Source organism: Streptomyces sp. NPDC093094, assembly GCF_044754345.1.
Lineage (GTDB): Bacteria > Actinomycetota > Actinomycetes > Streptomycetales > Streptomycetaceae > Streptomyces.
The window spans coordinates 18669-40662 of record NZ_JBIVOX010000025.1; the positions used below are offsets into that span (position 1 = coordinate 18669).

The following is a 21994-nucleotide window of genomic DNA, read 5'->3' on the forward strand; positions in this document are numbered from 1 at the left end:
TACGGTTCGCCACTGACACTGCCCACCGAGTTTCGGCTCAGCCCACCTTCAGCAGCAGCACCGACCGGGCCGGCACGGTGATCCGCGAGCCCGCCGGGTGCACGGTGCCCGGCGCCTCGGCCTGGTCCTCGCGGGAGGTGTCGACGACCAGCTCGTAGGACTCGGCCCAGGGCGGACCGGGCAGTTCGAACGGGGCCGGGCGGTCCCCCGCGTGCAGCACGGCGAGGAAGCTCTCGTCGAGGATCGGGGCGCCGCGCCCGTCGCGGCCCGGGATGTCCCGGCCGGACAGGTACATCCCCAGCGTGGCGGCGGGCGCGTACCAGTCCTGCTCGGTCATCTCCGCGCCCCGGGGGGTGAACCAGGCCAGGTCCCGCAGCCCGTCCGCGGAGTGCGCCCGGCCGGAGAAGAACGCCCGGCGGCGCAGCACGGGATGCCGGTGGCGCAGGGCGATCAGCCGGGACGTCAGCGCGAACAGCTCCCGCCAGCCGGGATCCTCCAGCAGGCTCCAGTCCAGCCAGCTGATCTCGTTGTCCTGGCAGTAGGCGTTGTTGTTGCCCCGCTGGGTGCGCCCCAGCTCGTCGCCCGCCACCAGCATCGGCACCCCGGTCGACAGCAGCAGCGTCGTCATCAGGTTGCGCAGCTGGCGCCGCCGCAGCGCCAGCACCTCCTCGTCGTCGGTCTCGCCCTCGGCGCCGCAGTTCCAGGACCGGTTGTCGTGCGTGCCGTCCCGGTTGCCCTCGCCGTTGGCCTCGTTGTGCTTGTGGTGGTACGACACCAGGTCCCGCAGCGTGAACCCGTCGTGCGCGGTGACGAAGTTGACCGAGGCGTACGGCCGCCGCCCGCCCCAGGCGTACAGGTCGCTGGAGCCCGACAGCCGGTAGCCCAGGTCGCGCACATCGGGCAGCGCGCCCCGCCAGAAGTCCCGTACGGCGTTGCGGTAGCGGTCGTTCCACTCCGTCCACAGCGGCGGGAACGCGCCGACCTGGTAGCCGCCCGAGCCCACGTCCCACGGCTCGGCGATCAGCTTCACCCGCCGCAGCACCGGGTCCTGCGCGATCACCGCGAGGAACGGCGACAGCATGTCCACGTCATGCATGGAGCGGGCCAGCGCGGCCGCCAGGTCGAAACGGAAGCCGTCCACCCCCATCTCGGTCACCCAGTAGCGCAGCGAGTCCGTGATGAGCCTCAGGACGTGCGGCTGCACCACGTGCAGGGTGTTGCCGCAGCCCGTGTAGTCGGCGTACCTGCGCGCGTCCGGCTGGAGCCGGTAGTAGCCGCGGTTGTCGATGCCCTTCAGCGACAGCGCCGGACCCAGCTCGCCCGCCTCGGCCGTGTGGTTGTAGACCACGTCGAGGATCACCTCGATCCCGGCCGCGTGCAGCGCGCGCACCATCCGCTTGAACTCGCCGACCTGCCGGCCCGCCGTGCCGGAGGCCGCGTAGGCCGCGTGCGGGGCGAAGTAGCCGATGGAGTTGTAGCCCCAGTAGTTGCGCAGACCCCGGCGCAGCAGATGGTCCTCGTGCGCGAACTGGTGCACCGGCAGCAGCTCGACCGCCGTCACCCCCAGTTTCACCAGATGCTCGATCGCGGCCGGGTGCGCCAGCCCCGCGTAGGTGCCGCGCAGCTCCTCCGGGATGCCGGGGTGCAGCCGGGTGAAGCCGCGCACATGCAGCTCGTAGATGACCGAGTCCGCCCACGGGGTCTTCGGGCGGCGGTCGTCGGACCAGTCGTCGTCGTCCTGGACGACGACGCCCTTCGGCACGTGCGGGGCGGAGTCACGGTCGTCGCGGACGGTGTCGGCGACATGCTGCTGCGGCCAGTCCCGGACATGCCCGTACACCTCCGGAGGCAGCAGGAAGTCGCCGTCCACCGCACGGGCGTACGGATCGAGCAGCAGCTTGGCCGGGTTCCAGCGGGCGCCCGTCCACGGGTCCCAGCGGCCGTGCACCCGGTACCCGTAGCGCTGGCCGGGCAGCACACCCGGCACGAAGCCGTGCCAGATCTCGTGCGTCAGCTCGGTCAGCCGGGCCCGCGTCTCGCGCCCGTCCTCGTCGAACAGACACAGCTCGACCGCCTCGGCGCCGCCCGCCCACAGCGCGAAATTGGTGCCGGCCACCCCGTCCGGGCCGACCCGGAACCGGGCGCCCAGGGGTGTCGGCGCGCCCGGCCACACGGGCACGGCGGGGACCGGCGCCCCGCGCCGCGCCCCCTCGACGACGGCGGCCGCGCGCCCGTCCCCGGCGGCCACCGTCTCCTGCTCGGCTGCGCTCGACACCTGTCGGCCTCCCGCGGCTCGTGGCACGACACGGAAAGGGCGCGCCGTGTCACGCCCTTTCCCGGCTCGTGTCGTTCCTTCCCACTGTTCTGCCCAGAGGTGGGGTCGCACTCACGTTTCCCCAGGGCGGGGCCCGTCGTTGAACACGGATGTGAGGCACGTACATGAGCGCGCACGACGCGCGGGGGCCGCACTGGCCGCCCTACTGGCATGGGCAGGACTGCTGGCCGGCGCGGCCGGCTGCACGGACGGCGGCGGCCTGGACCGCATGCTCGGCAAAGCTCCGGCACCGAAGGACGTCATCAGGGTCTTCCCGGAGGACGGCACCAGGGACGTGCGGCCCGGCACGCCGCTGACGGTGCGGGTGCCCGACGGGCGGCTGGAGTCGGTGAAGGTCACGAAGTCCCAGGACGCCGAGGAGTCCGAGGTGCCGGGCCGGATCTCCGGGGACGGCCTGACCTGGCGGCCCGACGACCGGCGGCTGGCGCTCGCCGCCCGGTACGACGTCGACGCGGTCGCCCTCGACGGCCACGGCCGCCGCTCGGCGCGGCACACCACGTTCACCACCCATGTCCCCGACGAGCGGTTCATCGGCTACGTCACCCCCGAGGACCGGTCCACCGTCGGCACCGGGATGATCGTCTCCCTGGAGTTCAACCGCGAGATCACCGACCGCGCCGCCGTGGAACGCGCCGTACGGGTGAGCGCGGAGCCGCCCGTGGAGATCCGCCCGCACTGGTTCGGCGGCGGCCGGCTCGACTTCCGGCCCGAGGAGTACTGGCAGCCCGGCACCGAGGTCACCGTCGAGCTGGACCTGAGGGACGTCGAGGGCGCGCCCGGGGTGTACGGGCTCCAGGACAGGACGTTCGCCTTCACCGTCGGCCGCCACCAGGTCTCCCTCGTCGACGCCGCCCGGCACACCATGGAGGTGCGGCGGGACGGCGCACTGCTGGCCACCGTGCCGATCACGGCGGGCGCTCCGAGAACCACCACGTACAACGGCAGGATGGTGGTCACCGAGATGTACGAGGTGACCCGGATGAACGGCGCCACGGTCGGTTTCAGGAAGAAGAACGGCAAGGGCGAGTACGACATCCCGGACGTCCCGCACGCCATGCGTCTGACCCGGTCCGGCACCTTCCTGCACGGCAACTACTGGGCCGACCCCTCCGTCTTCGGCCGGACCAACGTCAGCCACGGCTGTGTCGGCCTGCGCGACGACAAGGGCGGCGGCTCCGAGACCCCGGCGGGCTGGTTCTTCGACCGCAGCCTCGTCGGAGACGTCGTGGAGGTCGTCAACAGCAAGGACAAAGAGGTCGCTCCGGACAATGGGCTCGGAGGGTGGAACATGGGATGGAACGACTGGAAAGCGGGCAGTGCGGTGAAGTAGTCCCCGAGACCGGGCCGGTTGGGACCGAACGGTGACAGACGCGCGACCTCGGCGCTCCTGAACCGGTGGTTAATATGCGCCCAATGCGCGCGCGTGACGCGCTGTGCGCGGGCCCGACCAGGCCCGGGGAGGGGAGAGGGACTTGAACGTGCGACCGATACCGGGGGCGTCGGTTGACGCACGCGGGCGGCGGCTGGGGGCCGTGTTCGCCGGTGCGCTGCTGCTGGCCGTGACGGCCTGCGGTGGTGGGGGATCGGACTCGGGGAAGGGCCAGGGGGACGCCAAGGGCAAGGACAAGGGCGCGGCGGTGGCCGCGACCGGGCAGTCGGAGGCGGTCGTCTCCATCGCGCCGAAGAACGGCGCCACCGCCGTCGACACCAGCGGCAGGCTCAAGGTCACCGCGGCCAAGGGCAAGCTGACCGAGGTCGTCGTGAAGAACGGCAAGGGCGCGCGGATCGAGGGCTCGATCGCCGCCGACGGCAGCTCCTGGACGCCCGCCACGCATCTCGCGGCGGCCACGAAGTACCAGGTGCACGCCGTCGCCAAGGACTCCGCGGGCCGCACGGCCGCCGAGGACTCCAGCTTCACCACGCTGACCCCGGACAACACCTTCGTCGGCACCTTCACGCCCGAGGACGGTTCCACCGTCGGTGTCGGCATGCCGTTCTCGGTCCGTTTCACCCGGGGCATCACCCGTCCCGACGACGTCGAGAAGGCCATCAGGATCACGACCGAGCCGGCCGTCGACGTGCAGGGCCACTGGTTCGACAACGACCGTCTCGACTTCCGGCCGGAGAAGTACTGGAAGGCCGGGACCAAGGTCACCGTCGAGCTGAACCTGGACGGCGTCGAGGGCCGCGACGGCGTGTACGGCGAGCAGTCCAAGAAGGTGTCCTTCACCATCGGCCGCTCGCAGGTGTCGGTCGTGGACGCGTCCAAGCACACCATGAAGGTCATGCGGGACGGCAAGCTCTTCAAGACGGTCCCGGTGACCACCGGCAAGCCCGGCTACGCCACCTGGAACGGTGCGATGGTCATCAGCGAGAAGTTCGCCGTGACCCGGATGAACGGCGACACGGTCGGCTACGACGGCGAGTACGACATCAAGGACGTGCCGCACGCCATGCGCCTGACCGACTCCGGCACCTTCGTGCACGGCAACTACTGGGGCGGCGACGCCTTCGGCAACTACAACGCCAGCCACGGCTGCATAGGTCTGCGCGATGTGCGCGGCGGCTGGGACAAGGGCGTCGAGGCGGCCTGGTTCTTCAACAACTCGATCGCCGGTGACGTGGTCGAGGTGAAGAAGTCCACCGACCCGACGGTCGACCCGTCCAACGGCCTCAACGGCTGGAACATGACCTGGGCGGAGTGGACGAAGTAACGCTTCCTCCGAGCGGGCCCGGCGCCGTGCCCCACGGCGCCGTGCCCCACGGCGCCGGGCCCGCTCGCGTCGGTCCCCGTGCCGGGTCCGCCGGGGGTGATTCCCGGGCCTCCGGCCGGGGTGCGGCCGGGGGTGCTGCGGACGCCCCGGTCGGTCCCCGTGCCGTGTCCGCCCGGGGGCGGCCCCGGGCCCCGGGCGGGGTGTGACCGACCGCACCGCAGACGACCCGGTTAAGCCCCGTTAACCTGCCTGCATGACCGTGAATCTCGAAGTGGCCGAGGGCGTCGGCGTCCTCCGGCTGGACCGTCCGCCCATGAACGCGCTGGACATCGCCACGCAGGACCGGCTGAAGGAACTGGCCGAGGAGGCCACGCGCCGCGACGACGTGCGCGCGGTGGTGATCTACGGCGGGGAGAAGGTGTTCGCGGCGGGCGCGGACATCAAGGAGATGCAGGCGATGGACCACACCGCGATGGTCCTGCGCGCCCGCGCCCTGCAGGACGCGTTCACCGCGGTGGCCCGGATCCCCAAGCCGGTCGTGGCCGCCGTCACGGGATACGCGCTCGGCGGCGGCTGCGAGCTCGCGCTGTGCGCGGACTACCGCTTCTGCGCCGACAACGCCAAGCTCGGCCAGCCCGAGATCCTGCTGGGCCTGATCCCGGGCGCCGGCGGCACCCAGCGCCTGTCCCGGCTGATCGGCCCGTCCAAGGCCAAGGACCTCATCTTCACCGGCCGGATGGTCAAGGCCGACGAGGCCCTGACGCTGGGCCTGGTGGACCGCGTGGTGCCCGCGGCCGACGTGTACACCGAGGCGCACGCCTGGGCGGCCAGGCTCGCGCAGGGCCCGGCGCTCGCGCTGCGCGCCGCGAAGGAGTCGGTCGACGTCGGGCTGGAGAGCGACATCGACACGGGTCTGGCCGTCGAACGCAACTGGTTCGCGGGTCTGTTCGCCACCCCGGACCGGGAGACCGGTATGCGGAGCTTCGTGGAGGAGGGCCCGGGCAAGGCGAAGTTCCTCTGACCGTGGTGTGAAACTCGCCGCGCCCCCCTTGCAATTGACGGGGTGTCTGATCCGGGTTCCCTCGATGGGGCGGTTCACGGCAGTCTTAAGGCAGCCTTAAGCCCACCTTGTCGGGGGAGTCCGCCCGTCGCTTTCGGGCGCATTGTTCTCGCAGGTCAGGCGGGCCGCGGTGACGCTCGAAGTGCCTTTGGCATATGCCGACCGGATCTCGCGGAACGGTCGGTTCCGGGGGGCGTATTCCTCGGGAACGGCCCCGGAGGGGGCGCTGGACGGCCATGATGGGGGCATGGCGGGGCTGGAGGGCATCGAACAGCCGCGGGGACACAGCCGTGCGACGCCGGCGCGCTGGTCGCCTGCGGTGGAGGACGAACGAGCGCTCAAGGCGCTGGAACTGTTCGGCAACCCCACGGAGGCGGAGGTCGCGCTGCCGTCCCGCCCGGAGTCGGCGGCGACGGCCCGCCGGCTGGCGCAGGTCGTGGTGCTGCGCCAGTGGGGCCTGACGCCCAAGCTCACCGAGGACGCCGTGTTACTCGTGTCCGAACTCGTGGGCAACGCCGTACGGCACACCGGGGCCCGCGTGTTCGGGCTGCGGATGCACCGGCGGCGCGGCTGGATCAGGGTCGAGGTGCGCGACCCCTCGCGCGGACTGCCCTGTCTGCTGCCGGTGCACGAGATGGACGTCAGCGGGCGGGGGCTGTTCCTCGTGGACAAGCTGGCGGACCGCTGGGGCGTCGATCTGCTGCCCCGCGGGAAGACGACGTGGTTCGAGATGAGAGTGGCCGACCGCTGAGCGGAGCCCGGCCGGACCGTCGGACGGGCCAATCACCCGATTCCCGCGCAGAACTCCGTTAAATGGTCCTCGTGACCCCCACCGACCGCCGGTCGGCGCTTCGTGCAGCCGCCGGGATCGTCACCGCCGGCACGCTCGCCGCGGGATGCGGCCCGGCGCCCGCCGCCGGACCGCCCCACGCCCCGGCGCTCCCGCCGGCCTCACCCGGCTCACCCGGCTCACCCGGGACGTCCGGCACACCCCGTTCCGCCCCCGGGCCCCGCCGTTTCCCGGGCCGGCCGGCCGAGATCACGCACGGTCCGCGGGACCGGCCCCGGGTGGCGCTCACGTTCCACGGCAGCGGCGACCCGGCCACCGCCAGGGCCCTGCTGGCCCAGGCCGAGCGGCACGGGGCCCGTGTCACCGTGCTGGCCGTCGGGACCTGGCTGGACGAGCACCCCGAGCTGGCCCGGCGGGTGCTCGACGGAGGGCACGAGCTGGGCAACCACACCCAGCGGCACCTCGACGTCAACGCCCTGGACGAGGCCGAGGCCCTGGCCGAGATCACCGGCTGCGCCGAACGGCTGACACGGCTCACCGGGTCGATCGGCGCCTGGTTCCGGCCCTCGCGCGCGGTCCGCGCCTCCCCGCTGGTGCGCGCCCTGGCCCACCGCGCGGGCTACCCGCACGTGCTGTCGTACGACGTCGACTCGCTCGACCACACCCGGCCCGGCGCCGCCGCCGTCACCTCGGCCGTCCTCGGCGAGGTCCGGGGCGGCTCGGTGGTGAGTCTGCACTTCGGCTGCGCCGACACGGTCGCCGCCCTTCCCGCCGTACTGGACGAACTCGACCGCCGTGGTCTGCACGCGGTCACCACCACGGAGCTGCTCAGCTGATGCGCCGAAACCGATCCCTCCCGCACCGCACCGCGCCGGTCCGCGGCCTGCTCGCCGCCGCCGCACTTCTCGGGCTGGCCGCGCTCGCCGCCTGCGGCACCGGAGACGGGAGCGGGCACACCGACGCCCCCGCCACCGAGACCGCGGCCGTCCCGGCACCCGCGCAGAAGAAGCGGATCGACGGTCTGCCCGGGATGCCGCCCGTGCTCGATCCCGAGGACGTCTACGCCGCCGACCGTCCGGGCCGGCTCTCCCCGGTGGTCGAGGACTTCCCGTCCCGGGTCTACGTCCCCAACACCGAGTCGGACACCGTGACGGTGATCGACCCGGCGACGTACAAGGTCGTCGAGACCCTCCGGGTGGGGCGGCAGCCACAGCACGTGGTCCCCTCCTGGGACCTGAAGACCCTGTGGGTCAACAACAACCGCGGCCACACCCTCACCCCGATCGACCCGAGGACGGGCAGGGCGGGCGAGCCGGTCGAGGTGCACGACCCCTACAACCTCTACTTCACGCCCGACGGCAGGTACGCCGTCGTCATGGCCTCCCTCGACCGTGAACTCGTCTTCCGCGACCCGCACACCATGAAGCCGCTCAGGACCGTTCCGGTCAGCTGCTACGGCGTCAACCACGCCGACTTCTCCATGGACGGCAGGTACTTCATCGTCTCCTGCGAGTTCAGCGGCGAGCTGCTGAAGGTCGACACCGAGAAGATGGAGGTCGTCGGGCAGCAGAAGCTCCCCTTCGAGGGCGCGATGCCGCAGGACGTGAAGATCGCGCCCGACGGCAGCAGGTTCTACATCGCCGACATGATGGCCGACGGCATGTGGGTGCTGGACGGCGACAAGTTCACCACGCCGACCCTGCTGCCCACCGGCAAGGGCACCCACGGGCTCTACATCAGCCGGGACTCGCGCGAGATGTACGTCTCCAACCGCGGCGAGGGCACCGTCTCCGTCTTCGACTTCGCCCGGCACGAGGTCACCAGGAAATGGCGCCTGCCCGACGGCGGCAGCCCCGACATGGGCGGGGTCTCCGCCGACGGCAAGGTGCTGTGGCTGTCCGGGCGCTACGACGCCGAGGTGTACGCCATCGACACCCGCACCGGCGCCCAGCTCGCCCGCATCGAGGTCGGCAGCGGTCCGCACGGCCTCGCGGTGTACCCGCAGCCCGGCCGTTACTCGCTCGGCCACACGGGCATCTTCCGCTGAGGCCCGCCCGGCGCGGAGCCCGCCGGCCCGCCGCTACCGGGTGCGCAGCAGTGCCTCCGCGCCCACCTGGCGGTAACCGGCCGCCTGGAACGCCCGTGCGCTGCGGGCGTTCCCCGGCGCCACCTGGGCCCACAGCGGTTCGGTGACGAGCTGCCGGGCGGCCGTCACCAGCGCGCGGCCCAGGCCCCGCTGCCGGGCGTCCTCGTCGACCTCGACGGACACCTCCAGCCGCCCGGCGACCCCGCGGCCCGTCACCAGCACGCCGCCGTCCGCGGTCCAGGCCCGTACGCCGTCGCGCCGCCCGCGGGCGTACCCGATCCGCGGATGGCCCGGGTCGGCGATCTCCTTCAGCGGCAGCGACGGCTCGCCCGGCAGCGGGGAGCCGACCAGCACGGCGTCGACGCACTCGGTGGTCCGGCCCGTGCGGGCCAGCAGCGCGGCCAGGAACAGCGGGTTCATCGGCGCCGCGAGGGGGTCGCAGTCCAGTCCGGCCAGGGTGGCGCGGACCCAGTCCGGGTCCTCGTCGGTGAAGACCACGGAGTGGGCCGTGAAGGCCATGACCCCCGCGTCCCTGGGCGACGGCTGCGCCACGACCGTCGTACCGCCGTCCGGGGCCGGGAAGACACCGAGCGCGGCCGCGTCGAGGATGTCCCGGAGGGTCTGTGCCACCGTTGCGCTCCTTGGGTCTCCAGCTGCTGGAGACCCCACACTCACACACATGATCGACAACGGCACCGGTCTTCTCGTCATCGGCGACCCGGGCCCCGGCCCGGAGCGCCTGGAACCGGCGTCGGGCGACCGGGGCGCCCGCTGCCGCGAGCTGCCCGGCATCCCGAAGGGCGCCGCCCCGCCACGGCGCCGGGAGGACTTCGCCCGGGTGGGCGCCGCACTGCGGGTGCGGGCGGGCCGTTAGTCTGACCTGCGTCGTACGACAGGTACGACGGCGCAAGGTATGACGAAAAGGGGCGGATCGGTGGCCGACATCGAAGAAGCACGCAAGCAGTTCGACCGCATCGACACGGACGGTGACGGCCAGATCACGGCCGCCGAGTTCAAGGCCGCCCTGGCGCAGGGCGGCGACTGGAACGTGACCGAGTCGGTCGCCGAGGCGATCATCGCCACCCGTGACCTGGACGGCGACAAGGTGCTGTCCTTCGACGAGTTCTGGGCCCACCTGAACAAGTGACGCGGGCCGTGAGGGGGCGTCCGGCCGGGGCACATCGTCCCGGCCGGGCGCCCCTTCGCCGTCGGGTTCCGGCCGACGGGCCCGCGGGGCTCACGACGCCCGGCGCCGGTAGCGGCCCGGCGCCATCCCGAACTCCCTCTTGAACGCCTTGGCGAAGGCGAACTCCGAGGTGTAGCCGGCGCGCTGGGCCACCAGCCGCAGCGGAGTGTCGTCCTCGCGCAGCAGACGGCCGGCCGTGGTCATCCGCCACCAGGTCAGATACGTCAGCGGGGGCCGGCCGACCAGGGACGTGAAGCGCCGGGCGAAGGCGGCCCGGGACAGCCCCGCCCGCAGACCGAGCTCGCCGACCGTCCAGGGGCGGGCGGGGTCCGCGTGGATCGCGCGCAGGGACGCGGCGATGCCGGGGTCGGCGAGGGCCGCCGCCCAGCCGGTCGGATGACCGCCGCCGTCCCGGCCCTCTCCCTGCCACCAGGCGCGCAGGATGTACACCAGCAGGGTGTCCAGCAGGTGGGAGACGATCGTGTCCGAGCCCGGCCGGGGACACCGGAGCTCGTCGCCCAGCAGCTCCACCGCCGCGCGCAGCGAGCCGTGCGCACCGGCCCGCGCCGGCAGATGGACCACCTCGGGCAGCTCGGTCAGCAGCGGATGCGCGCGGCTGCGGTCCAGCAGATAGGCGCCGCACAGCGTCACGGCGTCCGGCGGCGGGCCCGGCACCGGGTCCGGCGGCGGGACGGGCAGTCCGGGCCAGCGGCCCTCCTCGTCCAGCCGTACGTCCTCCAGCGGCGCGTCGAGCGTGCCGGCGAGGGCGTGGCCGCGTCCGTGGGGGAGGAACGCCACATCGCCCCGGGCCAGGGCGACCGGCTCGCCGTGCGCCGGTGTCAGCCATGCCGAGCCGCGCAGCACGACATGGAACCCGGCGCCGCTCGCGGCCTCGAACCGCAGCCCCCAGGGCGCGAACTTGTTCCGCAGGCCGGAGTGCGGGCGGCCGGTGCGCATCGCGGCGACCGCGTCACTGAGCACGTCCATGTCCGCCACGCTACCGGCGCCGTCCGTCGCACCACCGGCGCCGTCCGGTGCCGGAGACGATCGGACAGGAAACCGAGACGGCCGGGCATGGTCCGTCCCACGGCCCGCTGCCTAGCGTTTACGGCATGTCAACCACCGCACGTACCGTGCTGTTCCATGAGATCGGCGGCCCCGAGGTCCTCTCCGTCGAGGAGACCGAGCTGCCCGCGCCCGGCCCCGGAGAGGTCCTCGTCCGGGTCGAGGCGCTCGCCCTGAACCGCGCCGAGGCGCTCTTCCGCTCGGGCGGCTACTTCTACCAGCCGACCCTGCCCGGCTCCCGCAACGGCTACGAGGCCGCGGGCGAGGTCGCCGCGGTCGGCGCGGGGGTGACCGCCTTCGCGCCGGGCGACGCGGTGCTGGCCGCCGCCAACCACGAACTGAGCACCCACGGCGTCTACGGCGATCTGGTCCTGCTGCCCGACACCGCCCTGGTGCCGCGGCCCGCGGGGGTGGACGCGGTCACGGGGGCGGCGGTCTGGCTGACGTACACCACGGCCTACGGCGCCCTGGTGGAGCGGGCCGGGATGAAGGCGGGCGACCATGTCCTGATCACCGGGGCGTCCAGCGGTGTCGGCACCGCCGCGATCCAGGTGGCCCGGCGCGCGGGCGCCGTTCCCGTGGTCACGACCCGCACCGAGGCCAAGCGGCGGTCGCTGCTGGACCTGGGCGCCGAGCATGTGATCGTCTCCGGCGACGCGGACGTGGCCGGGGAGACGAAGCGGCTGACCGGCGGGCGCGGCGCCGAGATCGTCCTGGACGCCGTCGGCGGCGCGGGGTTCGCCGCGCTGGGCGACGCGGCCGTCGAGGACGGCACGCTGATCAGCTACGGCTGGCTGGACCTGCAGCCGATCCTGCTGCCGATGCAGTGGCCGCTGACCGTGCTGGGCTACAACAACTTCGCGCTGACCGGGAGCGCCGACGGCCGCCGCCGTGCCGCCCACTACGTCGGGTCGGGCCTCACCGACGGCACGCTGCGGCCGGTCGTGGCGGAGGTCTTCGACGGCCTGGACAGCATCGGGGACGCCCATCGCCTGATGGACTCGAACACCCACACGGGGAAGATCGTCGTACGGGTCTGACGTCACCCGGACACCGGCACGCGCCGGAATAGCCCGCACCCGGCCGGGGTTGACGCCTTCGAAATTGAATGCAAGCGCATCGATTCGGGAAGGGCCTGTCATGAAGATCGGCATCATCGGCGCGGGACACATCGGCGGCAACCTCACCCGGCGGCTCACCGCTCTCGGCCACGAGGTCTCCGTCGCCAACTCCCGTGGCCCGCAGACCCTCTCCGCCCTGGCGGAGGAGACCGGCGCGACCCCGGTCCGGGTCGAGGAGGCGGCCCGGGGCGCCGAGGTCGTCGTGATCACGATCCCGGTGAAGGCGGTGCCCGGCCTGCCGAAGGGCCTGCTGGACGAGGCCGCCGAGGGTGTCGCGGTCGTCGACACCGGCAACTACTACCCGCAGCGCGACGGCCGGATCGCGGGCATCGAGGACGAGGGCCTGACGGAGGCCGGCTGGACCGCCCGTGAGATCGGCCATCCGGTGATCAAGGCGTTCAACGGCACCTACTCCCAGGACATCCTCGACCGGCACCGCCCGGCCGGCGCCCCCGACCGGCTCGCCCTGCCCGTGGCCGGGGACGACGAGGCCGCCAAGGCCAGGATCCGCGCGCTGATCGAGGAGCTCGGCTTCGACACCGTCGACGCGGGCGGCCTCGGCGACTCCTGGCGCCAGCAGCCCGGCACCCCCGTCTACGGCCTGCGCGGCGACGCGGAGGCGGTGACGAAGGCGCTGGGCGAGGCGTCCCCGGAACGGCCGGCGGACCTGCGCGGCTGACCCCGCCCCGGACACGGTTCCCTGCCGGCCCGGCCCGGTGCCGCGCAGGCCGGGGCCCGTCCCGGGGATCCTCTCCAGGCCCCTCAGGAACTTTCCGCCGCGTGAGCCGGGAAGACCCTGACCGCGCCGTAGGACACGGGCGCGGTCGGGGTCCGTTCCCCCAGGGCCTGTCCGACCATTCCCGTCTGCCGTGCGACGCCGTGCACGCGCTCTCGCCGCACCGGCCCCGGACCCGGGTACGTCCGGTACGAGGGTCTGGGGCCGGCACGCCGAGAGCACGCACCTGACGGCGCGCGGCCGCCCTTCGGGCGACGACGCGAATGGTCGGACAGGCCCTAGCACTCGATGATGTTGACCGCGAGACCGCCCCGCGCCGTCTCCTTGTACTTCACCGACATGTCGGCGCCGGTGTCCTTCATGGTCTTGATGACCTTGTCCAGGGACACCTTGTGCGAGCCGTCGCCCCGCATCGCCATCCTGGCGGCGGTGACCGCCTTCACCGCGGCCATGCCGTTGCGCTCGATGCACGGGATCTGCACCAGGCCGCCGACGGGGTCGCAGGTCAGGCCCAGGTTGTGCTCCATACCGATCTCGGCGGCGTTCTCGACCTGCTCGGGGCTGCCGCCGAGCACCTCCGCCAGCGCGCCCGCGGCCATCGAGCAGGCCGAGCCGACCTCGCCCTGGCAGCCGACCTCGGCACCGGAGATGGAGGCGTTCTCCTTGAACAGCATGCCGATCGCGCCCGCGGCGAGCAGGAAGCGGACCACGCCCTCCTCGTCGGCGCCCGGCACGAAGTTGATGTAGTAGTGCAGGACGGCCGGGATGATGCCCGCCGCGCCGTTCGTCGGGGCGGTGACCACCCGGCCGCCGGCCGCGTTCTCCTCGTTCACCGCCATCGCGTAGAGGGTTATCCACTCCATCGCCAGCGCCTGCGGGTCGCCCTCGGAGCGCAGCTTGCGGGCGGTGGTCGCGGCGCGGCGCTTCACCCTCAGACCGCCCGGCAGGATGCCCTCGCGGGACATGCCGCGCGACACGCACGCCTGCATCACGCGCCAGATGCCGAGGAGCCCCTCGCGGATCTCCTCCTCGGTGCGCCAGGCACGCTCGTTCTCCAGCATCAGGGCGGAGATCGACAGGCCCGTCTCCTTCGTCAGGCGCAGCAGCTCGTCGCCCGTGCGGAAGGGGTACTTCAGGACCGTGTCGTCCAGCTTGATGCGGTCCGCGCCGACCGCGTCCTCGTCGACGACGAAGCCGCCGCCCACCGAGTAGTAGGTCTTGGACAGCACTTCCGTGCCCTGGGCGTCGTGGGCCCAGATCGTCATGCCGTTCGCGTGGTACGGCAGTGTCTCGCGGCGGTGCAGGACCAGGTCCTCGTCGAAGGCGAACGCGATCTCGTGCTCGCCGAGCAGCCGCAGCCTGCCCTCCGCCCTGATCGACTCCACGCGCTCGTCGGCCGTCTCGACGTCCACCGTGCGCGGCGAATCGCCCTCCAGGCCGAGCAGCACCGCCTTGGGCGTGCCGTGGCCGTGGCCGGTCGCGCCCAGCGAGCCGTACAGCTCGCAGCGCACCGAGGCCACGGAGGGCAGCAGACCCTCGTTGCGCAGCCGGCGGGCGAACATGCGCGCCGCCCGCATCGGGCCGACCGTGTGGGAGCTGGACGGGCCGATGCCGATCGAGAACAGGTCGAAGACCGAGATGGCCACGGTCACTCCTCAATACCGGGGTGGCGGGGTACCCGGGATCGCCGGGTACCCCACCGGGGACTTACTTGTTCAGGCCGGGGTACAGCGGGTGCTTGTCGGCGAGAGCCGTCACCCGGGCCTTGAGGGACTGCACGTCGTACGACGGCTTGAGCGCCTCGGCGATCACGTCCGCGACCTCGGCGAAGTCCTCGGCCGTGAAGCCGCGGGTCGCCAGCGCCGGGGTGCCGATGCGCAGACCGGAGGTCACCATCGGCGGACGCGGGTCGTTCGGGACGGCGTTGCGGTTGACCGTGATGCCGACCTCGTGGAGACGGTCCTCGGCCTGCTGCCCGTCCAGCTCCGACTCGCGCAGGTCGACCAGGATCAGGTGCACGTCCGTACCGCCGGACAGCACGTTGACCCCGGCCTCGCGGGCGTCGGGCGCGGTGAGCCGCTCGGCGAGGATGCGCGCACCCTCCACCGTACGACGCTGGCGCTCCTTGAAGTCCTCCGAGGCCGCCACCTTGAAGGAGACCGCCTTGGCCGCGATCACGTGCTCCAGGGGACCGCCCTGGAAGCCCGGGAACACCGAGGAGTTCAGCTTCTTGGCGAACTCCTTCTTCGCCAGGATGATGCCGCCGCGCGGACCGCCGAGCGTCTTGTGCGTGGTGGAGGTCACCACGTGCGCGTGCTCGACCGGGTTCGGGTGCAGACCGGCCGCGACCAGGCCGGCGAAGTGGGCCATGTCGACCCACAGGTACGCCTCGACCTCGTCGGCGATCCGGCGGAACTCCGCGAAGTCCAGCTGACGCGGGTACGCCGACCAGCCGGCGATGATCACCTTGGGGCGGTGCTCCTTGGCGAGCCGCTCGACCTCGGCCATGTCCACGAGACCCGCGTCGTCCACGTGGTACGCGACCACGTCGAACTGCTTGCCCGAGAAGTTCAGGCGCATGCCGTGGGTCAGGTGACCGCCGTGGGCGAGGTCCAGACCCAGGATCGTGTCGCCGGGCTGGGCCATCGCGAACAGCGCGGCCTGGTTCGCGGAGGCGCCGGAGTGAGGCTGCACGTTGGCGTACTCGGCGCCGAACAGCTCCTTGATCCGGTCGATCGCGATCTGCTCGGTGACGTCGACGTGCTCACAGCCGCCGTAGTAGCGGCGGCCCGGGTAGCCCTCGGCGTACTTGTTGGTCAGGACCGAGCCCTGCGCCTCCATGACCGCCAGCGGAGCGAAGTTCTCCGAGGCGATCATCTCCAGCGTGGACTGCTGGCGGACCAGCTCGGCGTCGACCGCCGCGGCGACCTCCGGGTCGAGCTCGTGCAGGGGGATGTTCAGGACGGACATGGGTCTCCTCAGCCGGCGGAAAAGGCGGAGTACTCGTCGGCGGAGAGCAGGTCGGCCGGCTCCTCCGCAACGCGTACCTTGAACAGCCAGCCGCCCTCGAAGGGGGCGGAGTTGACCAGCGACGGGTCGTTGACGACGTCCTCGTTGACCTCGGTGACCTCACCGGTCACCGGGGAGTACAGGTCGGACACCGACTTGGTCGACTCCAGCTCGCCGCAGGTCTCGCCCGCGGTCACCGTGTCACCGACGTTCGGGAGCTGCACGAAGACGACATCGCCGAGCGCGTTGGCCGCGTGCTCCGTGATGCCGACCGTCGACGCGCCGTCCTCGGCGGCCGACAGCCACTCGTGCTCCTTGCTGTAGCGCAGCTGCTGGGGGTTGCTCATGACCTGAATTCTCCTGTACGCGAGAGGGTGCTGAGAAAGGGGGGACCGCCGAAGGCGTGTGTGAGCAGCACGGATGTGCCCGACGTCACCTCGGTGGCGCTACGGCTGTGTCACTTCTGGCGCTTGTAGAAAGGCAGCGCCACGACCGTGTACGGCTCGTGCGTGCCCCGGATGTCCACACCGACGCCCTCGGTGCCGGGCGCCGCGTGCGCGGCGTCGACGTAGGCCATGGCGATCGGCTCGCCCAGGGTGGGGGAGGGAGCGCCGGAGGTGACCGTGCCGATCACCTCGCCGCCCGCGACGACGGAGTAGCCGGCCCGCGGCACCCGGCGGCCCTCGGCGACCAGGCCGACGAGCACCCGCGGCGGGTTCTGCTCGGCCCGGGCGGCGGCCTCGGTGAGCGCCTCGCGGCCCACGAAGTCGCCCTCCTTCTCGAACTTCACCACCCGGCCCAGCCCGGCGTCGAACGGCGTCAGCTCCGCCGTCAGCTCGTGCCCGTACAGCGGCATGCCCGCCTCCAGGCGCAGCGTGTCCCGGCAGGACAGACCGCACGGGATCAGGCCGACGCCCTCGCCCGCCCCGGTCAGCGCCTGCCACAGCTGCACGGCGTGCTCCGGCTTCACGAACAGCTCGAAGCCGTCCTCGCCGGTGTAGCCGGTGCGCGCGATCAGCGCCGGGACACCCGCGACCGTGCCGGGCAGACCGGCGTAGTACTTCAGCCCGTCCAGGTCGGCGTCGGTCAGCGACTTCAGGATGCCGGGGGACTCGGGGCCCTGGACGGCGATCAGCGCGTACGCGTCACGGTCGTCGCGGACCTCGGCGTCGAACCCGGCGACCCGCTCGGTCAGCGCGTCCAGCACCACCTGGGCGTTGGAGGCGTTGGCGACGACCATGTACTCGGTCTCGCCCAGCCGGTAGACGATCAGGTCGTCCAGGATGCCGCCGTCGGCCTGGCAGATCATGGTGTAGCGGGCCCGGCCCGCACCCACGGCGGCGATGTTGCCGACGAGCGCGAAGTTCAGGAAGTCCGCGGCCTGTGGGCCGGTGACGGTGATCTCACCCATGTGCGAGAGGTCGAAGAGGCCGGCCCTGGTGCGCACGGCCACGTGCTCGTCCCGCTCGGAGCCGTAGCGCAGCGGCATGTCCCAGCCGGCGAAGTCGGTCATCGTCGCGCCCAGCGAGCGATGCAGGGCATCGAGCGCGGTACGGCGCAGTTCGGTACTGCTCATCGGACGGTCGTCTCCCAGATACACGACGGGCGAGGTCATTCCTCCCCATCTGTCATCGGAACCTGAGAGGTTCGCCATGACCGCCGTACTCGCGTACAGGGAGGACATGGTTTGCACCTTGGGTGGAGCCGCAGAGAGCGACCCGCTTTTCAGATGTGCCTCGCCCGCGCGGTAACGGGGCCTGAGAGATTCAAGGGAGGGACTTGCTCCTTCGGCGCCCCAGCTGGGCTGGGGACTCTCCCGCGCGGATTCAAACGGCCGGTATGCAGTTGGCGGGCCCATCATTGCACGCATCCGCCGAGCACGGCAGGCCACATCTGTAACCGGCCTGTGGCAGTACGCGCACGAAATCACCAGGCGCACAGCATTACCGTCTCTTTACACTCGATGGGCAAGGGTCCTACGACCCGCCCCAGGGGAGGACGATCACGGTGAAGAGGACCTCGTCGTACGCCACGACCCCGGCCTTCGCGCTGCCCGCACAGCCCGCAGTCCCCACCCGGGACGCCTGCGGCCCGGCACCCGCTCCCGTCGTCCGCGACCTGCGCGAACGGACCGGACGCGGCCCGCACGCCCTGCTCTTCGGCCCCCGGGACCTCGTCGTGATCACCGGTCTGCCGGGCAGCGGCAAGTCCACCCTGATGAAGCGGGCCGTCAAGGGCATCCGCGTCGACTCCCAGGACACCCGCGACCGCTTCGACACCCGCGCCCCCCGCTTCCTCCCCTACGCCGTCTACCGCCCCCTGGTCCGGATCGCCCACTTCGCCGGACTGCGCCGTGCCCTGCGCACCGGCGAGGGCGTCGTCGTGCACGACTGCGGCACCCAGGCATGGGTGCGCGGCTGGCTGGTCCGTGAGGCCCGCCGCCGCGGCGGCACCCTCCATCTGCTGCTTCTCGACGTGACCCCCGAGCAGGCCCTCGCCGGCCAGCGCGAGCGCGGCCGCGGCGTCTCCCGCTACGCCTTCCGCCGCCACCGCGGCGCGGCCTCCCGGCTGCTGCGCCGGGTGGAGCGCGGCGCGCTGCCGGCCGGCTGCGGCTCGGCGGTGCTGCTCGACCGCGACGCCGCCGACGCCCTCCGCCGGATCGGCTTCACCGGCTGACCGGTTAGCCTTTTCAGCCGACAAGCAGGTTGACGGCAGGCGGTAGGCGGCAGATGGACTTCCCGGCGCAGGCACATCCCCATCCGCACGGCGGATGGCCCGGCAACGAACTGGAGGAGGTGCTCTCCGCCTCCCTCGGCGTCCCGTCGGCCGGCGGGCGGATCGTGGAGGTCCTCGGCCGCAGCTTCCTGTGGGTGCCGCTGCCGAGCGGCGGCGGCCCCGACAGCGCCTCGCTCGATCTGCCCGCCATGGAGATCGACGGCCAGGCGTTCGTGCCCGTCTTCAGCTCCGAGGAGCAGTTCCGCCAGGGCGCCGGGCCCCACATGTCGTTCGCGGTCGCGCCCGCCGTGGAGTTCGCGCGCGGTCTGCCCCCGCAGGCGGGCATCGTGCTCAACCCCGGCGGCACGGTGGGCATCCCGCTGCCGCCCGCCGCCGTCGCCGAGCTCTGCCGGGCCGGGAGCACCCCGCTGGACGGACCCGCGAGCGGCGGGCGTGTCCGGCTGTACGAGCCCGACTGGCAGGACGATCCCGTCGACTTCCTGAGCGCGGCCTCCGCCGAGTTCGACGCCGTCGGCGTCGTCGTCAGCGCCCGCCGCTGCCTCGCGGTGATCGAGACCGCCGACCCGGTCATGTTCGTCGGCGTCGAGCTCTCCCGGTGGGAGGGCGACCTGCGCGCGCTCCCCCTGGACGCCCTGGGCCGGGCCCTGGGCCGGGCCCCCGTCCCGTGGCCGGTCAACCTGGTCCTGCTGGACGTGACCCAGGACCCGGTGGGGGAGTGGATGAAGGCGAAGGTCCGCCCCTTCTTCCAGAAGTAGGGTCCCTCCGGCGGGACCGAGGGGGAACGCCCGGGAGCGCGAGCCCCCTCCGTACCTCCCCCGGGACGACATAACCTGGTTTCATTAAATCGGTCAGAGAGAAGAAGGGGCGAACACAGTGAGCGCGAGCGGCACCGCCGCGACCGGCACGGTCGAGCACACGCTGCGCCAGGTCACCCCGGGGCGTTACGACGCCTACGAGGCACTTCTGCACGCCCTCGCCACCCCCGCCTCAGGCCAGATCTGGATGCTGCTCTGGCACGGCCAGGCCGGCTCGCCGGACGCCCAGTACGGCACCATGGAGGTCGACGGCCAGTCCTACGCGCCCTGCGTCACCTCGGCCCAGGAGCTCGCGGCCAGCGGCTGGAACCGTTCCTACGAGGTCGTCGACGGAGTCGACGTCGCCCGCACGCTCTACTCCGACCACTACGGCCTGTGGCTCAACCCGCATGCTCCGGGCGGCGGCGTCGGCATCCCCTGGCTCGATCTGCGCCGGATCGCCACGGGCCTGGACCGCCAGCCGGCCGGCCCGCTGCGGCTGGCCGAACCCGGCATCGAGATCCCGCAGTTCTACGCCCTGCTCGCGCAGAACGCCCATCGCACCCCGGCCGTGCGGACCCTGCGCCGTGCCTGGGTGCAGCCGGCGCTCGGAGCACCGTATCTCGCCATCGGCCTCGACGTGTACGAGACCTCGCCGCCGGCCGTGGACTCGGTGCGCGCCATGATGCACCAGTCCATCGGCGCCGTGCCCGACGGGCTGCCCGTGTCGACGGTGGCCATGTCGGACGAGCACTGCCCGGTCGCGATGTGGATGCGGGCCAACGCACGGCCGTTCTACGACCGTGAGGCGCACGCGGCTCCCGCGCCCGCACCCGGCTACGGCTACCCGCCCGTCCCCGGCCGGTTCTGAGGGCCGGGTCCGCTCGCGGCGCTTTGCGCGCGCAGGACGGAACGGCCGACAGGGGGATGGCCGGCCGTTCCGTCGTTCGAAGGTGGTCACACCGGAGGTGAGGGCGAGACCACGGAGTGCGGGCTCAGCCGCAGAACCTGGCCTGGGCCTTCCTGGCGAGCGAGTTCGAGGGGACCCGGTCCGCGCAGTTCACCGCTCCTCGCTGGACGCTCGTCCAGCTCGTCGCCTTGCCGGTCACCGGGCTTCCGTAGCCGGTCCCCCCTGCGTTGCACGTCTTCGCGCGGTAGGAGCCGGACGCCTTCGTCGTTCCGGCGAAGAAGACGGTGCGCCCGCTTCTGGCCACTGCTCTGACCACCACGGTCGCCGGGGTGGCCTTGCCGGCGTCGACCAGATTGAGCCGGGTCCTGGCACCGAGGCTGTCGATCGCCTTGGCGGGCTTCAGCCCGCCGCTGACGACCGCCTTGACCGTCGTGATCCGCTGCGGCCGGACCGTGGCGGGCTCAGGGGTCCCGATGTGCGTCCGGACGGACCCGTGGGTCAGCACGAGAGACTTGCCGGTGTTCTGCCAGGTGACCGAGGTCGCGCCAGGGCGGCACGCCTGTGCCTGGACCTCCGCCGGCGCCGCGGCGGCTTCCCCCGCACCGGCGAGGGCGGCGGCCAGGAGGCAGGCCAGAGTGCTTGCTTGTGCTAATGACTTACGCATTTCTCTCCATGGCTTTATAGCTTTTCTGATTTATTTCGTCCGGTCGGACGGCGCTGATTTCGCCGTCGGGCCGGAACGGTGATTCAGTGATTCATTGCGTCAGACGGGTGCACTGCCTCAGGGCTTGGGCGTGCAGCCGTTCACGCTGCGCGTCTGGCATTCCGCCCAGTGCATGGAGGACGTGATGCCGGACAGGATGCCCATCTGCTTCACGTAGACCTGGCTGCAGTTGCCGGCCTGCCGCCACTGCTCGACCACCCACTTGCGGTACTCGACCATGGGGCGGGTGTATCCGCGCTTGCGGGCGTCGACGACCATGGTGTTGGTCACCTTCACGCCCCGCTTGACGGTTTTCGTGATGTTGACGTTGAAGTCGGCCTTGACCTCCGCGATGGCGAAGTTCAGGCTGCCGCCCGCCTCGACCTTCCAGGCCGTGGATCGCGTGGTGTCCCTCGTGACCGTGATGTTCAGGTTCGACCTGTGGGAGCTGCTGTTGTACTTGCTGTTGGTGGGCCCTGTCGTCCGGTAGAAGGGCCTGCCCAGCTGGCGCGTCTTGTGGTACTGGAACGGCTCGCAGTGGGCCGCGGCGGCCGGCGTGGCCATCGCCGGAACGACGGCGAAACTGCCGGCGAGAAGCGCGGTGCCGGTCGTGGCCGCACAGAGAGAACTCTTGATTTTCGACTTCACGTGATTCCCCGTGTCGCGTGGTTCGCGGATCCCTTTTCCGGGCCGCGTTGACGGTGAGAAACCTATTCAGCGCCGGACGGCGGGAGCAACAGGTTCATCCC

22 protein-coding genes and 1 riboswitch are annotated in these 21994 nt (G+C 72.1%); of the genes, 13 read left to right on the top strand and 9 right to left on the bottom strand.

The features are described from left to right. Positions 1 to 37: 37 nt before the first annotated feature. Positions 38 to 2275, bottom strand: a complete 2238-nt coding sequence (glgX, locus tag ACIQGV_RS35055; protein ID WP_402502304.1) for a glycogen debranching protein GlgX — start codon at positions 2273 to 2275, stop codon at positions 38 to 40. Between the two features lie 151 nt (positions 2276 to 2426). Here glgX and ACIQGV_RS35060 point away from each other — a divergent pair, with 151 nt between their 5' ends. The 6 genes from ACIQGV_RS35060 to ACIQGV_RS35085 all read left to right on the top strand — a co-directional run bounded on the left by ACIQGV_RS35060 (position 2427) and on the right by ACIQGV_RS35085 (position 8946). After that, positions 2427 to 3665 carry an Ig-like domain-containing protein gene (locus ACIQGV_RS35060; protein ID WP_402502307.1) on the top strand — a complete coding sequence of 413 codons (1239 nt, stop codon included), beginning with the start codon at positions 2427 to 2429 and terminating at the stop codon, positions 3663 to 3665. 142 nt (positions 3666 to 3807) lie between these two features. After that, on the top strand, positions 3808 to 5049 hold the full coding sequence (locus ACIQGV_RS35065; protein WP_402502310.1) for an Ig-like domain-containing protein: 1242 nt from the start codon (positions 3808 to 3810) through the stop codon (positions 5047 to 5049). 253 nt (positions 5050 to 5302) lie between these two features. Beyond that, positions 5303 to 6070 carry an enoyl-CoA hydratase/isomerase family protein gene (locus tag ACIQGV_RS35070; protein ID WP_402502313.1) on the top strand — a complete coding sequence of 256 codons (768 nt, stop codon included), beginning with the start codon at positions 5303 to 5305 and terminating at the stop codon, positions 6068 to 6070. A 286-nt stretch (positions 6071 to 6356) separates the two neighbouring features. Beyond that, positions 6357 to 6860, top strand: coding sequence for an ATP-binding protein (locus tag ACIQGV_RS35075; RefSeq protein WP_402502316.1), 504 nt, complete (start codon positions 6357 to 6359; stop codon positions 6858 to 6860). A gap of 62 nt (positions 6861 to 6922) precedes the next feature. Beyond that, positions 6923 to 7735 carry a polysaccharide deacetylase family protein gene (locus ACIQGV_RS35080; RefSeq protein WP_402502319.1) on the top strand — a complete coding sequence of 271 codons (813 nt, stop codon included), beginning with the start codon at positions 6923 to 6925 and terminating at the stop codon, positions 7733 to 7735. Continuing rightward, on the top strand, positions 7735 to 8946 hold the full coding sequence (locus tag ACIQGV_RS35085; protein ID WP_402502322.1) for a PQQ-binding-like beta-propeller repeat protein: 1212 nt from the start codon (positions 7735 to 7737) through the stop codon (positions 8944 to 8946). Before ACIQGV_RS35080 ends, ACIQGV_RS35085 begins: the two co-directional genes overlap by 1 nt. A 33-nt stretch (positions 8947 to 8979) precedes the next feature. Here the strand turns inward: ACIQGV_RS35085 and ACIQGV_RS35090 are convergent, their stop codons facing one another. Continuing rightward, positions 8980 to 9615 (bottom strand): GNAT family N-acetyltransferase, encoded by a 636-nt coding sequence (locus ACIQGV_RS35090; RefSeq protein ID WP_402502326.1) that lies wholly within the window; start codon positions 9613 to 9615, stop codon positions 8980 to 8982. Between the two features lie 49 nt (positions 9616 to 9664). Between ACIQGV_RS35090 and ACIQGV_RS35095 the strand changes: the two genes are divergently transcribed. Continuing rightward, positions 9665 to 9859 carry a hypothetical protein gene (locus tag ACIQGV_RS35095; RefSeq protein WP_402502329.1) on the top strand — a complete coding sequence of 65 codons (195 nt, stop codon included), beginning with the start codon at positions 9665 to 9667 and terminating at the stop codon, positions 9857 to 9859. Between the two features lie 60 nt (positions 9860 to 9919). After that, positions 9920 to 10132 carry an EF-hand domain-containing protein gene (locus ACIQGV_RS35100; RefSeq protein ID WP_402502331.1) on the top strand — a complete coding sequence of 71 codons (213 nt, stop codon included), beginning with the start codon at positions 9920 to 9922 and terminating at the stop codon, positions 10130 to 10132. Between the two features lie 90 nt (positions 10133 to 10222). Here the strand turns inward: ACIQGV_RS35100 and ACIQGV_RS35105 are convergent, their stop codons facing one another. After that, positions 10223 to 11158, bottom strand: coding sequence for an AraC family transcriptional regulator (locus ACIQGV_RS35105; RefSeq protein WP_402502335.1), 936 nt, complete (start codon positions 11156 to 11158; stop codon positions 10223 to 10225). Positions 11159 to 11283: 125 nt separating this feature from the next. Between ACIQGV_RS35105 and ACIQGV_RS35110 the strand changes: the two genes are divergently transcribed. Both ACIQGV_RS35110 and ACIQGV_RS35115 read left to right on the top strand, forming a co-directional pair. Continuing rightward, positions 11284 to 12276 (top strand): zinc-dependent alcohol dehydrogenase family protein, encoded by a 993-nt coding sequence (locus tag ACIQGV_RS35110; protein WP_402502338.1) that lies wholly within the window; start codon positions 11284 to 11286, stop codon positions 12274 to 12276. 82 nt (positions 12277 to 12358) lie between these two features. After that, positions 12359 to 13036 carry an NADPH-dependent F420 reductase gene (locus ACIQGV_RS35115; protein WP_402502534.1) on the top strand — a complete coding sequence of 226 codons (678 nt, stop codon included), beginning with the start codon at positions 12359 to 12361 and terminating at the stop codon, positions 13034 to 13036. A 335-nt stretch (positions 13037 to 13371) separates the two neighbouring features. On the opposite strand, the gene ACIQGV_RS35120 is transcribed toward ACIQGV_RS35115, so the two are convergent. The 4 genes from ACIQGV_RS35120 to gcvT form a co-directional block, all read right to left on the bottom strand. Further along, positions 13372 to 14739, bottom strand: a complete 1368-nt coding sequence (locus ACIQGV_RS35120) for an L-serine ammonia-lyase (RefSeq protein ID WP_402502341.1) — start codon at positions 14737 to 14739, stop codon at positions 13372 to 13374. A 61-nt stretch (positions 14740 to 14800) separates the two neighbouring features. Beyond that, complete coding sequence (glyA, locus tag ACIQGV_RS35125) at positions 14801 to 16063, bottom strand: serine hydroxymethyltransferase (RefSeq protein WP_402502344.1); 1263 nt, start codon at positions 16061 to 16063, stop codon at positions 14801 to 14803. An 8-nt stretch (positions 16064 to 16071) separates the two neighbouring features. After that, complete coding sequence (gene gcvH, locus ACIQGV_RS35130) at positions 16072 to 16449, bottom strand: glycine cleavage system protein GcvH (protein WP_402502347.1); 378 nt, start codon at positions 16447 to 16449, stop codon at positions 16072 to 16074. Positions 16450 to 16559: 110 nt separating this feature from the next. Then, positions 16560 to 17678: a glycine cleavage system aminomethyltransferase GcvT gene (gene gcvT / locus ACIQGV_RS35135; protein WP_402502350.1), complete on the bottom strand. Its 1119-nt coding sequence runs from the start codon at positions 17676 to 17678 to the stop codon at positions 16560 to 16562. A 159-nt stretch (positions 17679 to 17837) separates the two neighbouring features. Continuing rightward, positions 17838 to 17931, bottom strand: a riboswitch (glycine riboswitch). 172 nt (positions 17932 to 18103) lie between these two features. Here gcvT and ACIQGV_RS35140 point away from each other — a divergent pair. The 3 genes from ACIQGV_RS35140 to ACIQGV_RS35150 all read left to right on the top strand — a co-directional run bounded on the left by ACIQGV_RS35140 (position 18104) and on the right by ACIQGV_RS35150 (position 20503). Next, positions 18104 to 18778, top strand: coding sequence for an AAA family ATPase (locus tag ACIQGV_RS35140; RefSeq protein ID WP_402502537.1), 675 nt, complete (start codon positions 18104 to 18106; stop codon positions 18776 to 18778). Between the two features lie 53 nt (positions 18779 to 18831). Beyond that, positions 18832 to 19593: an enhanced serine sensitivity protein SseB gene (locus ACIQGV_RS35145; RefSeq protein WP_402502353.1), complete on the top strand. Its 762-nt coding sequence runs from the start codon at positions 18832 to 18834 to the stop codon at positions 19591 to 19593. 118 nt (positions 19594 to 19711) lie between these two features. Further along, positions 19712 to 20503 carry an enhanced serine sensitivity protein SseB C-terminal domain-containing protein gene (locus tag ACIQGV_RS35150; RefSeq protein ID WP_402502356.1) on the top strand — a complete coding sequence of 264 codons (792 nt, stop codon included), beginning with the start codon at positions 19712 to 19714 and terminating at the stop codon, positions 20501 to 20503. 124 nt (positions 20504 to 20627) lie between these two features. On the opposite strand, the gene ACIQGV_RS35155 is transcribed toward ACIQGV_RS35150, so the two are convergent. Both ACIQGV_RS35155 and ACIQGV_RS35160 read right to left on the bottom strand, forming a co-directional pair. Next, positions 20628 to 21206 carry a hypothetical protein gene (locus tag ACIQGV_RS35155; RefSeq protein WP_402502359.1) on the bottom strand — a complete coding sequence of 193 codons (579 nt, stop codon included), beginning with the start codon at positions 21204 to 21206 and terminating at the stop codon, positions 20628 to 20630. Positions 21207 to 21323: 117 nt separating this feature from the next. Beyond that, positions 21324 to 21893 (bottom strand): hypothetical protein, encoded by a 570-nt coding sequence (locus tag ACIQGV_RS35160; RefSeq protein ID WP_402502362.1) that lies wholly within the window; start codon positions 21891 to 21893, stop codon positions 21324 to 21326. Between the last annotated feature and the right edge of the window lie 101 nt (positions 21894 to 21994).